Raw genomic sequence first — 13,549 nt, forward strand, 5'->3', positions numbered from 1 at the left:
GGAAATATCTGTTTATAAATAATATGAAAAAGGATTGCTTCAAAAAATGAAACAATCCTTTTTTTATGTGAATACGGATATTATTCTCTATTCTTTACCAATATCCATCCGGAATATTTGATAGCGGTATTTTTCTTGTCGTTTTCATTCCATGTTACGGAAAACCAGTAGCTGCCTGTAGAAACTTTTCTGCCAGCTATCGTTCCATCCCATTTGTATTTATTGGATTTATCACCCTGATGGAGTTTCGCCCCGTACCGGTCGAAAATACTGAAAACTAAATTTTGTTTACCGGACAGTGCGGAGTAATCGATAACATCGTTCACTCCGTCGCCGTTTGGAGTGATCACATTGACCAGATTTGGAACGGTAACGGTAATATCTATTGGCTCACAGTCATAGGCGTCTTTTACAAATATATTGGCTTCACCTCGTGGTAAATTAGAAAAGACATTGGAATTTTGCCAGTTGATATTGTCCAACGAGTATTGATAAGGAGGTGTTCCTCCTATTGCATTTACGGTTATGGTATTGCTGGAAATATCAACATTGTTGATGACCGGTTGTTCAGAAGGGTATACGGTTACATTCTGAGTAGCAGTACACTCGCCGGTTTTTAATTTTACCCAGTAAACACCTACTCCCACATCAGTAATGCTCTGGGTTGTTGCTCCGGTACTCCAAAGGTAGGATGCGAAACCCGGACCTGCGTCCAGAGTAGTTTTGTCTTCAATACAGATTATTTTGTCTTTTAAAATCGTCGAAAGAACAGGAGCGATCACCACCAGGGTGACTTTTGCTATCGCATAGCATCCGTTTGAGTTCGTAACTCTGATATATACAACACCATTAGGGGCAATATAATTTGCCGGTGTGGTGATTTCATTGGTTCCGTTCATTGCATCCGTTAGCGATGGATAATATTTTTTAGTTACCCCTAATTGTGTAGTAACCGAAGCGGCCGTCAGGTTGAAAGATGCTGTTGCAGGGCTCGATTCAATAAAACAGGACCTTAGGGTAGCATCATTTACAGTGACAATGGGGGCTACTTTTAAGGCTATTGTTGCATCATTGTTATCGCATAATACCGACGATGGGTCTTTTATAACTACAGAAATATTGGTATCTGTGGTATACTGGAAATTTGTAGGATTTGGAATCGGGGTTCCGCTTCCTGTAATATAGTAAGTAAATGTATAATTGCTAGGAGTTGCTGTAAGTTGAGGATTAAATGTTGTTAAGTCTATATTTGCCATTCCGGCAAGGTCAGGACATATGAATTTTGTTATAGCTGTTTGTAGCAGAGGAATTTTGTCTACATAGACTTTTACGTTTTTTATAGAGTGTCTCGATCTTGCTCCACCTGTAGAAGCTGAAAACCCAAAATAACCTACTGTCATGGCAGCAGCAGCTCCTGAAGGTGCGAAAGATTGATTAACGATTAAGTTTCCGTCAATGGTTATTTTTACGATCCAGTTGGCCGGAGCTGCAGGATCTACTTCTCCGCTTACCTCTACATGTTTGTAGGTTGTACCTTGGAAGGGTTGTGTGGCATTCAGATCAGGAGAGTGAAAAGAGCTTCCGGGAACATTAAAAAACTCAACATTGTTGGTATCTGTAGTATTTGCAACCTGGCCATATGCAACATGTACTTTACTCATTCCGGAGGTTCCGGTTGCATTGTTATATGTGTCAAATCCGGTAATAAAACCGATCGCATTTTGGGATACTCCCAGTCCGGAGCCCAGAATACTTGCAACAGGAGGGTTGGCGAGATACCAAAAGGCAATTCCGTCACCTGTATAAGTCTGATTGGAATCCATTCTGAAATCAAACTCTACTCTCCATTTGTCACAATATTTCAGATTGATGGGTTCGTTTAATCTTATGGAACCTGATCTGTCATTGATATCCGGAGTTAACTGCACAAAATCGGTATTTACAACCGTTGGTGCAACCATTGTCCATCCTGTAGTATTCACAGGGTTTCCTGTTAATTGATAGGTTTGTGAGAAAATCATTACCGGGAAACAGAGCAGAAAAAGGAGAGTATAAAAGGGTATAGTTTTTTTCATTGTTATAAAGGGTATTAGTTTTTTATGGTTTTATAAATCTTCTATTTTTTGGTAAAAAGAATCACTCCGGAAATAGAAGTGATTCTTTATTTTTTTATATGGTTGGTTATTTTTATTAATCTCTGTTTTTTACCAGAATCCAGCCGGAATATTTAATCGCTGTATTCTTTTTATCGTTTTCATTCCATGAAACTGAATACCAGTAGCTGCCCGTAGAGACTTTTCTGCCTGCTATTGTTCCGTCCCATTTATATTTATTGGATTTGTCACCCTGGTGAATCTTAGCTCCATACCGGTCATAAATATTAAAGACAAGGTTTTGTTTGTGAGCTAATGCAGAATAATCTATAACGTCATTTACTCCATCTCCGTTTGGCGTAATCACATTGATTATGTTCGGAACAGTTACGCTAATATCTATAGGCTCACAGTCGTAAGCGTCTTTTACATATATGTGGCTTTCTCCCCTCGGAAGATTAGTGAATACATTAGAATCCTGCCAGTTGATATTGTCTAATGAGTATTGGTATGCTGGTGTTCCGCCAATAACATTGACCGTCATTGTGGTGCCAGATATGTCTACATTAGTAATAACAGGTTGTTCGGAAGGGTGGACAGTCACACTCTGAGTAGTGGTGCATTCACCGGTTTTGAGCTGTACCCAATAGACACCAACACCTACATTTGTGATAGCCTGGGTAGTCGCTCCCGTGCTCCACAGGTAAGAAGCGAAACCTGGGCCGGCATCAAGAGTTGTTTTGTCCTCAATACATATTGTTTTATCTTTTAAAACTGCAGACAGTACAGGTGCTAGTACAACTAATGTAACCTTAGCAACGGAATAACATCCGTTTGCATTATTGGTAACTCTAATATAAGCGACACCGTTAGGGGCGATATAAGCTGCAGGTGTGGTAATTTCATTTGTTCCGTTTAAAGCATCGGTTAATGATGGGTAGTACTTTTTGCTGACGCCAGCTTGTGTCGTTACTGAAGCAGCTGTAAGATTAAATGAAGCTGTTGCCGGACTTGTTTCTATAAAACAGGATCTTAATGTAGCATCATTGACAACCACAACAGGGTTGATGGTGAGTGTAATTTTTGCCACATCTACACAGCCTTGTGGAGTTGTAACTCTTACATATACTGAACCGGCAGGTGATGCATAGGCTGTAGGGTTTACTATTTCGTTAGTTCCCGCATTTAGGTCTGTCAAAGACGGGTAATATTGTTTAGTAACGCCTGGAACAGTAGTAACGGCAGCTGTTGTCAGGTCAAATATTGCGGTTCCTGCATTATTATTGTTGCAGCCTGTTAATGTTACGTCATCCGCAGCAAAAGGAGTAGGATTTAGCTGAATAACCCCATCGCCATTATCACATAAAGTGGAAGAAGGGTCTCTTACTACTACCGTAATTGTTGTGGGTCCGGAATATTGGAAATTTGTAGGATTGGCAATTGGAGTAGAGTTTCCTAAAACATAATAAGTGAAAATATAATTAGCCGGAATATTTACAAATTGCGAATTATATGAGGTTAAATCCACTGTCCCGTTTCCTGTCGCAGGATTAACACAAACAAACGGTGTAACGGTGCTTTGTAAAATGGGAACCTTATCCACAAATATTTTAGCATTTTTTATTGAATGTCTTGCACTGGCTCCCCCTGTGGCTGCTGAAAATCCAAAATATCCTTGAGTCATACCAATTGCTCCTCCTGAGGGGGCAAATGACTGATCCACAATTAAGACTCCGTCAATTCTTACCTTTATAATCCAGCTGGTGGGATTGGCAAGGTCTGTTTCACCATTTACCTCTACATGTTTATAGGTTGAGCCAACAAATGGCTGTGTAGGATTAAGATCCGGGGAATGAAAAGTGCTTCCCGGAGTGTTGTTATATTCAATGTTATTGTTAAGGGAGTTGTTGGTTCCATATAAAATATGAACTTTACTCATTTGTCCTTCTGTAGTATTGTTGAAAATATCAAATCCTACCATTAAGCCCGATGCATTAGCCGGAATTCCAAGGCCGCCTCCTGAAACGAATCCTGTAGGAGGATTAGCTAAATACCAGAAGGTAAATCCATCTCCTCTTCCAAACTGTGCGGTTCCGTTTCCATCAATTCTGAAGTCAAATTCTACTTTCCATTTATCACAATATCTTAAATTAATAGGACTGGCTAATTTTATAGCTCCATATAAGTTTCCCTGATCAGCAGTAAGTTGTATGAAATCAGTATTTACGTTTGCACTTGAAACAAGATCCCATCCCGTAGTATTGACGGGATTTCCTGAAAGTTGATAAGTCTGGGATAGAAGATTTCCGGGTAGATTGGTTAAAAGAACAAAAAGGCAGAAGAGTAAAAGTTTTTTCATTTGGAGTGGGTGAAATAAGGAGTTGTTATTTATTCATTTATTTAATTTCGGATGCTTTCTTTAAAATAGTGATTTGTATTGAAAAGACCACTGCCAATGCTGGAGTGGTCTTTTTTTGTTAGTCCCTATTTTTAACCAATACCCAGCCGTTATAGTTTGTTTGAGTATTGTTTTTGTCATTTTCGTTCCAGGAGATGGTGTACCAATATGTTGCAGTAGGTACTTTTTTACCACTTGCGGTACCATCCCACTTGTAGTTTCTTAATTTGTCAGCTTCGTAAAGCTTATTTCCATATCTGTCGTAAACGATGAATATCAGATTCTTTTTATAGGCTAAAGCAGAATAGTCAATATAATCGTTTACATTATCCCCATTTGGAGTAATTGCATTAATCAGGTTCGGTACAGTGATTTGTACATCAATAGGATCACAGTTATATGAATCTTTAACAAATATTTTATGCTCTCCTCTGGATAAACCGGAGAATACATTAGAGCTTTGCCATGTTGTACCGTTTAATGAGAACTGATATGGGGGGGTACCTCCATTTACATTAATTGTAATCGTGTTATTGGTAATATCAATGCTTGAAATCACCGGTTGAGGTGCAGCTTGTACTTTTACAATCTGACTGGTGAAGCAACTTCCTGTTTTAAGCAGAACCGAATAGATTCCCACCGGAACATTTTGTATGGATTGAGTGGTTGCACCGGTGCTCCATAGATAACCGTCAAAACCTGGGCCTGCATCTAATGTTGCAGTTTCGTCTATACATATTGTCTGATCTTTAAGAACAGTTGATGGAACAGGAGGTAAAACAACAAGGGTAATTTTCACAATGGTGTAACAATTATTTCCATCAATTACTTTTACATAGACTACAGCATTTGTAGATACATATGCTTGCGGATTTACAATTTCATTCGTTCCGCCCATTGCGTCTGCTAAAGTTGTGTAGTATTTTTTTATTGCTCCGGCCAGTGGTGTTACATTGGCAGTGGTCAGGTTAAATAAAGCGGATGTTGTATTGGTGTCAATGAAACAGGAGCGAATAGTATCATCATTAGCGACTACTTCAGGAAGAAATGCCAGCGTTATCTGAGCTGTTCCTGTACAACCTTGTGGTGTTGTCACTTTTACATATACGACTCCCGGAGCAGATATGTAGTTTGAAAAGTTAGTGATTTCATTGGTTCCTGCGTTGAGATCAGACAGTGTTTTGTAATATTTCTTAACGGCTCCCGGTACTCCCGTTACAGCTGCAGTACTTAGGTTAAATGTTGCTGTCCCGGCTTTATTGTTGTTACAAGCGGAAATAGTTACATTATTTGCTGTAAAAGGCGCCAGAACCAACTGAATCTTTCCGTCGGGATTATCACAAAGGACACCTGCATTGTCTTTAATAACAACAGAGATTGTTGTATTGGTATTGAATTGATAGTTGGTGGGGTTAGCAATAGGCGTTGAACTCCCTATTACATAGTATGTAAATGTGTAATTGGCCGGGGTATTCACAAACTGTGAATTAAAGGTTGTAAGATTGACCGTGCCATTTCCTGTTGAAGGATTCGGGCATAAGGATTGGGTAACTGAGTTCTGTAAAATAGATACTTTGTCTGTATAGATTTTTACATTTTTTATGGAACTCCTCACTGAAGCCGCTCCCGTAGAGGCTGAGAATCCAAAGTATCCCACTCCCATTGAAGCTGCAGCACCTGCAGGTGCAAATGATTGATTAATGACTGATGTTCCGTCAATTTTCAGGTTGATAATCCAATTGGCCGGAGTAGCAGGATCCACCTGTCCGGTTACTTCCACATGTTTGTAAGTAGCTCCCACCAAAGGAATGGTAGACGTAAGATCAGGTGAGTGAAAGGAGCTTCCGACAGTATTGAAATACTCGATATTATTTGTGTCAGTAGTATTTTGAACCACACCATAGGCAAGATGAACTTTATTCATCTGTCCCCCTGTAGTATTATTGTAGAGGTCAAAGCCGATCATAAGGCCGATTGCATTTTGCGGAATTCCCAGACCTGAGCCTAACTGGCTGGTTACTGGAGGATTCTGTAGATACCAAAATGCAAAACCGTCTCCTCTTCCCGACGACGTTCCGTTACCGTCAAGTCTGAAATCAAACTCGATTCTCCATTTATCACAGTACTTCAGGTTGATAGGATCGTTAAGTTTGATTGCTCCTGATTTGTTGGTGAGATCATCAGTCAGCATAACAAAATCTGTGTTAACTACGGCAGAAGGAACAACTGTCCACCCTGTCGTATTCACAGGATTTCCGGTGAGCTGATAGGTTTGGGAAAAAAGATTTCCGGATAAACAGGATAAAAGTATAGTGAAATAAAATAGTAAATTTTTATTCATTAATTAGGATGTTTAAAAATTGGACATGTAAATATATTAAATCCTAAGTAATAAATATGTGTTCAGTGTTAATTTTGCAGAAAATATTAATGATTTTTTAATAAAAGTTAATTTGGATAGTAAAATAACTAAATTATTTAACAGAATAATTGAATTTGATAATGGGGTGCTTTTTGATTCTTATTCGTTAAAATAGAGAATTGTTTTCAATATTCTCAAAATAGGTGTCTATTTCTAAATCAGAAGAAGCTGCAGCTGCAACCGCCAGCTTATCACACAGCTCATTTTCAAAATGACCGGCATGCCCTTTGATCCAATGCATTTTAGGAGTATATTGATTGTAAAGAATAACAAACCTTTTCCAGAGATCGGGATTCTTCACATTTTTCCACCCTCTTTTTATCCAGCCGGAAATCCAGTTTTGGTTGATCGCGTCTGCTACATATTTGCTGTCTGTAAAAATATGGATATCGTTTTCTGTTGACTTTAGCTTTTCCAGAGCCGTAATTACTGCCAGAAGCTCCATCCTGTTATTCGTTGTTTTACGGAATCCTTTAGAAAATGTTTTTTGATAATTCTTTTCCGGAACACGCATGAGAATTCCATAACCTCCTTTTCCGGGATTTCCACTGCATGCTCCGTCTGTATAAATCTCAATTCTCAAAATTTCAGAAATTGTCTTTTCTTATCAGTTCAACATCATTAAAAAGGGAAGTCGTCATCATCATCAAAATCATTCATCGAAGATCCTGACAACTGGGAGTTGTCCGGAAGATCAAATGCTGCCCCCGGCTGAATGGTTGTTTTTATCTTATCAAAACCACTAGGTTCATTCGAATTAAAACCTGAGGGATAACCTGGGTTTCCACCCGTTGCTGCTTCGATATCTCCGAATTTTGCAAAATGTTTAAGGAAAGATAATCGTACATCGGCAGTAGCACCGTTCCTGTGTTTTGCAATAATAAGCTCAGCCTGATTTTCAGTCGAAGTTTCCTGGCCTTCTTCATCATTATCCCAAACCGTGATCTTATAATATTCAGGTCTGAAGATGAAAGATACGATATCAGCATCTTGCTCAATCGCTCCCGATTCTCTAAGATCTGAGAGCTGAGGTCTTTTCCCCGGACGTGTTTCCACACTTCTTGAAAGCTGGGAAAGTGCAATAACAGGAACATTGAGTTCTTTTGCAATTGCTTTTAATGAACGCGAGATCATAGAGATTTCCTGTTCACGGTTTCCTGTCCCTTTTCCACCTCCTCCTGCGGTCATAAGCTGAAGGTAGTCGACCATGATAAGCTTTACACCATGCTGCATTACAAGTCTCCGGCATTTTGCCCGGAAATCGAATATAGAAAGTGATGGAGTTTCGTCAATGAAAAGCGGAGCGTTTTCCAGTTCGGATACATTGGAAAACAATCTTTGCCATTCTTCATCATCTAAGGTTCCCTTTCTTAATTTTTCAGAAGAAATTCTGGTTTCAGAAGCAATCATCCTTGTAATAAGCTGAACAGATGCCATCTCGAGAGAGAACAGCACCATTGGGATTTTATATCCTACCGCAATATTTCGAGCCATGGAGAGAAGGAATGCTGTTTTTCCCATCGCAGGACGAGCCGCGATAATAATAAGGTCGGAATTTTGCCAGCCTCCGGTTTCTTTATCCACATCCCTAAATCCTGAGGGTACTCCGGAAAGTCCTTCTTTGTCTTTCAGGGATTTAATTGTATCGATAGCCTGCTTTACTAAAGAATTTGCAGTATCAAAGCCTTTTTTGATGGTCCCGTTGGTGATTTCAAAAAAAGATTGTTCTGCTTTATCCAGCAGCTCAAAAACATCCGTGGATTCTTTATATGAAGAGTCTATAACGTTTGCTGAAACATTAATCAGACTTCTCAAAATATATTTTTCTAGGATAACACGAACGTGATATTCTATGTGAGCTGAGGAGCTTACTCCCATGGTGAGATCAATAATATAATGATCCCCTCCTGCTGAATTTAATTTGTCTTCCTTTTTTAAGTCTTGTATAATAGTCATTAAGTCAACCGGATGGTTGGCTTCATATAATTTCAAAATGGTAGCAAATATCACCTGATGTCTGGGATCATAAAATACCTCCGGGGTAAGAAGGTCGATGGAATGGTCAAGACCTTTTTTATCAATTAAAAAAGTTCCTATAATCAATCTTTCAAAATCCACTGCATTAGGAGGCATTTTTCCATCTGCAATTGACAATTCTTTCGCAAAATTTCCATGCGTAAGAGATGATAATGTTTCTTTCTGCGCCATTGTGCAAAGATAGTTTATTTAAAAAAAATTAAAAAATAGTAATCAACAAATTATTCTTAAGGGTTATTAAAATACCACCAATAAAAGATAAGCAATGTTAATAAAAAAATCACCTCAATTTTGAGGTGATTTTTTAAATTCTATTTATAATTTCAATTATTCTCTATTTTTTACCAATATCCATCCGCTATAATTCGTTTGAGTATTGTTTTTATCATTTTCATTCCAAGAAATGGTGTACCAATATGTTCCGGTAATCACTTTTTTACCGCCGGTAGTTCCATCCCATTTGTAGCCTCTCAGTTTGTCAGCTTCGTACAATTTATTTCCATATCGGTCATAAACGATGAATACTAAATTTTTCTTGTATCCAAGCTCAGAGTAATCTACGTAATCATTTACATTATCTCCGTTAGGTGTGATGGCATTAATTAAATTAGGAACTGTCACTTGAATATCAATCGGAGTACAATCAAAAGAATCCACTACATATATTTTGTTTTCCCCTCTAGGAAGTCCGGTAAATACGTTAGAATCCTGCCAGTTGGTACCATCCAGTGAATATTTGTATGGTGGTGTTCCTCCTGAAACATTTACAGTAATTGTATTGTTTGTAATGTCTACACTGCTGATCACTGGTTGTTGGGAAGCCTTTACACTTACTTGCTGTACTGTATAGCAAATTCCTGTTTTAAGTTTTACCCAATAACTTCCTATCGCAACGTTTTGGATAGATTGTGTTGTTGCTCCTGTGCTCCACTCATATCCGTCAAAACCAGGCCCCGCATCCAATGTTGTAGTATCTTCAGGGCAAATAGTAACGTCTTTTAAAACCGCCGATTTTACCGGAGGAAGAACTTTAAGGGTGATTTTAGCAATAGCATAACACATATTTGCGCTGAATACCCTTACATAAACATTTCCATTGGCAGAAACATAAGCCGTAGGATTAGCAATTGGATTGGTTCCGCTTACTGCATCGGCCATGGTTGCATAAAATTTCTTCGTGATGGGTGTCTGGCTTGATACGTTAGCTGTTGTTAAGTCAAATTTTGCTGTTGTAATATTGGTGTCAATATAGCAGGATTCAATTTCTGCATCATTAACCACTACTACCGGAAAGAATTTCAAGGTGATTGCCGAGTCGTCTGAACAGTTTTCAGGCGTTGTTACTTTTACATATACTGTTTTTTCTCCTGAAACGTAAGCGGCAGGATTCATAATCTGGTTGGTTCCTGCATTTAAATCGTTCAATGTAGGATAATATTTTTTTGTCGCGGTGCCAGAATATGTATTGGCCAACGTCAGGTTGAATGTTCCTGTCCCCGCACCATTATTATTACAAGCATAAATGGTATCGTCACTTGCTACAATATTTCCCTGCCTGAATTTAAATTTCCCTGTCTGGAAACAGCCGTTAATCGGATTGTTAGGGTTATTCGGATCTGTATATTTTAATCGGTAGTAGTAGATCGTTGTAGCATCTACCATCGTAGGGCTTGGTAATGGGTTTGATCCCGTTATCGCATCATTTACATTATCATGATAAGTAACGGTAAAATTTGCATTTCCATTTAGAATCCCTGTTGTTAATGAGTTGAAGTCAAATGAAGTTGGCAAAGCACACTTCAGGATTTCATTTGGAGAATCCGGAGTAGGACCAGGTACCCCAGGTGTAATAAATGGATTCGGTGTTACTGCCGGATCATTAAATGCTGAAGTTAAAGTAGCTGTTCCACCCCATGTCATGGAAAAACCATGTGCTGTGTGTGAGTAATTATCAACAATCAAATAATAAGTTTCTCCGGCAACTACGTCCATATATGCACTCATAGCCTCATCAGTGTTTGTGCCGGTAAGTGTGAGACTTAAACCAGTTGGTCCGTCTGCAGGAGAATAATTACATCTGATTGGTGGGCTTAAAGCGCCACATGTTTGATTAGGACCATAAACACCAAAGTCATAGTCATCAGAATACTGATTAGGAGTAATAAGGAATGTTAAAGTTCCTGAAGTGGCTATGGTAAAAGAATACCAAACACTATAATGCTCGTCAGTGGCCAAACATCCCATTAAGTCTTCCTGAATATTACCATGACCACTAGGGGTGTAGGAAATATCAGAATTTCCACATACGGGAATTGCAGTGATACAGTCCGACTGTGAAAAATATATTTGATAAGTAAATAAAATAAAAAGAAGTAAGAATTTTCTCATTTTAAAATGAATTTAATGTAACAAAAATAGCGAAAATAACAAGATAATTGGATTATAGTTCGCTCGAATTAATAAAAACCGCTTTTTTAAGCGGTTTTTATCAAAAAATATGACTATTCTCTGTTTTTTACCATAATCCAACTGGAGAATTTGATAGGTGTATTTTTCTTATCATTTTCGTTCCATGTCACAGAATACCAGTAAGTTCCTGTTGAAACTTTTTTGCTTCCGTTGGTAGTACCATCCCATTTGTAACCATTCGTTTTGTCAGCCTGGAATATTTTTGCACCGTATCTGTCATAAATACTTAATATCAGGTTTTGCTTTCCTGCCAGTGCAGAATAATCAATCACATCATTCACACCATCATTATTAGGAGTGATCACATTGACTAAATTAGGAACAACCACATTGATGTCAATCGGTTCACAATCATAAGAATCTTTAACATAAATATGATTATCTCCTCTTGGTATATTATTGAATACATTAGAATCTTGCCAGTTGATGTTATCCAATGAATATTTATATGGCGGAGTACCTCCGATTACATTTACAGTAATCGTATTTGTTGCTATATCAACATTGGATATAACAGGTTGCTCAGATGCATAAACTGTTACAGTTTGGTTGGTAGTACATTCCCCGGTTTTCAATTGTACTGAATAAGTACCAACAGTTACATTACTGATGGTTTGTGTCGTAGCACCTGTGCTCCATAAATACCCGTCAAATCCAGGTCCTGCATCTAGTGTAGTTGTATCTTCCATACAGATTATTTTATCTGCAAGGACTGTAGATTTTACTGGAGGTAATACGATCAGATTTACTTTTGCAACAGTATAACAATTATTTGCATTGGTCACTTTGATATAAACCACACCATTCGGTGCAATGTACGGAGATGGCGTAGTGATTTCGTTGGTTCCGTTAACAGCGTCTGTCATGGATGGGTAATACTTTTTAGTAATACCCGGCTGTGTTGTTACTGAAGCAGCTGTAAGATTGAAAGAAGCCGTTGAAGGATTCGATTCAATGAAACAAGATCTAAGGGTAGCCTCATTTACCACGACTACAGGATGGAATGCTAAGGTGATTTTTGCAGTAGTGGTACATCCGAATTGTGAAGTTACCAGAACGAAAACATTACCTCCTGCAGAATTATACTGATATGGATTCGTGATCTCATTGGTTCCTGCATTAAGATCTGTAAGGGTAGGATAGTATTTTTTTGTCACGGTTGGGTCGGCAATTACAGCAGCAGTAGTCAGGTCGAATATAGCAGTACCCGTATTGTTGTTATTACATTCTGTTAATGTGACATCAGTCGCTGTGATAGCTCTTTGTATAAATTTGAATTTACCCGGAATCCTACACCTGTTGATAGCACCTGAAGGGGCATTTGGATCGGAATAACTAATGGCGTAATAATAAATATCAGTAGTGTTGACGGTTATAGGCGTTGTTATCGGATTATTACCTGTAATTGCATCGTTTGCGTTAGTATAATAAGTTACTATGAAGTTTGGGTTATTGTTTATAATTCCTGCAGATAATGAATTAAAATTAAAAACTGCCGGATTTGAACAGATAATAACCTCTCTCGGATCATTAGGTGTTGGCCCTGCGCTTCCTGGCTCCATAAAAGGATAAGGTTGGAAAGCATTGTTGAAAGGGGAAACCAAAGTTGCAGTTCCTCCCCATGTTAATACGAAACCATTTGCAGTGGATAAGAAATTATCAACAACCATATAATAGGTCTGGCCAGCTACAACATTCATGTAAGAACAGAATGGCGGGCCTCCTCCATTTTCTGATGTTCCGGTTGCGGTCATATTTAAACCGGTAGGGCCATCGGCGCCGGAATAGTTACATCTTATGGGAAACCCAAGATTTGCACAAGTAACATTCGGGCCATACACAGCCCAGTCGTAATCGTCAGCGAAAACGTTTGGATCGATATTAAATGTCAATGTTCCTGATGTGGCAACCGTAAAAGTATACCAGATGGAATAATGTTCCATGCTTAGACAGTCTCCCAGTACTTCGTGGATGTCTCCAGGTCCTGTAGGGGTGAAAGAAATAGGTGTGTTTCCGCAAACCTGCACATTTCCACCACAGTCAGAGCTGGATTGGGCAAAACTTATCTGAGATATAATTATCAGAAAAATAAGTAGAACTTTTTTCATTTTGATCAGTTTAAAATTTTAA

The 13,549-nt window shown here is 38.5% G+C and carries 7 protein-coding genes; all 7 read right to left on the reverse strand.

Annotated elements, in window-relative coordinates; genetic code table 11:
* Positions 1–80 precede the first annotated feature (80 nt).
* The 7 genes from MTQ00_RS17365 to MTQ00_RS17395 all read right to left on the reverse strand — a co-directional run bounded on the left by MTQ00_RS17365 (position 81) and on the right by MTQ00_RS17395 (position 13,527).
* Complete coding sequence (locus tag MTQ00_RS17365; RefSeq protein WP_273650449.1) at positions 81–2,075, reverse strand: T9SS type B sorting domain-containing protein; 1,995 nt, start codon at positions 2,073–2,075, stop codon at positions 81–83.
* A 115-nt stretch (positions 2,076–2,190) separates the two neighbouring features.
* A complete protein-coding gene (locus MTQ00_RS17370) occupies positions 2,191–4,452 on the reverse strand; it encodes a T9SS type B sorting domain-containing protein (protein WP_273650450.1) in 2,262 nt (753 codons plus the stop codon).
* Positions 4,453–4,570: 118 nt separating this feature from the next.
* Positions 4,571–6,832 (reverse strand): T9SS type B sorting domain-containing protein, encoded by a 2,262-nt coding sequence (locus tag MTQ00_RS17375; RefSeq protein WP_273650451.1) that lies wholly within the window; start codon positions 6,830–6,832, stop codon positions 4,571–4,573.
* A gap of 187 nt (positions 6,833–7,019) precedes the next feature.
* The gene (gene rnhA / locus MTQ00_RS17380; protein WP_273650452.1) at positions 7,020–7,496 is read right to left on the reverse strand and encodes a ribonuclease HI; all 477 of its coding nucleotides are present in this window, start codon (positions 7,494–7,496) and stop codon (positions 7,020–7,022) included.
* A 38-nt stretch (positions 7,497–7,534) separates the two neighbouring features.
* Positions 7,535–9,121, reverse strand: a complete 1,587-nt coding sequence (gene dnaB, locus MTQ00_RS17385; RefSeq protein WP_273650453.1) for a replicative DNA helicase — start codon at positions 9,119–9,121, stop codon at positions 7,535–7,537.
* Between the two features lie 156 nt (positions 9,122–9,277).
* Positions 9,278–11,338, reverse strand: a complete 2,061-nt coding sequence (locus MTQ00_RS17390) for a gliding motility-associated C-terminal domain-containing protein (RefSeq protein ID WP_273650454.1) — start codon at positions 11,336–11,338, stop codon at positions 9,278–9,280.
* Between the two features lie 113 nt (positions 11,339–11,451).
* Entirely contained in the window at positions 11,452–13,527 is a 2,076-nt protein-coding gene (locus MTQ00_RS17395) for a gliding motility-associated C-terminal domain-containing protein (RefSeq protein WP_172282275.1), read from the reverse strand.
* Positions 13,528–13,549: the final 22 nt, after the last annotated feature.

This window comes from Chryseobacterium sp. B21-037, assembly GCF_028570785.1.
Lineage (GTDB): Bacteria > Bacteroidota > Bacteroidia > Flavobacteriales > Weeksellaceae > Chryseobacterium > Chryseobacterium proteolyticum.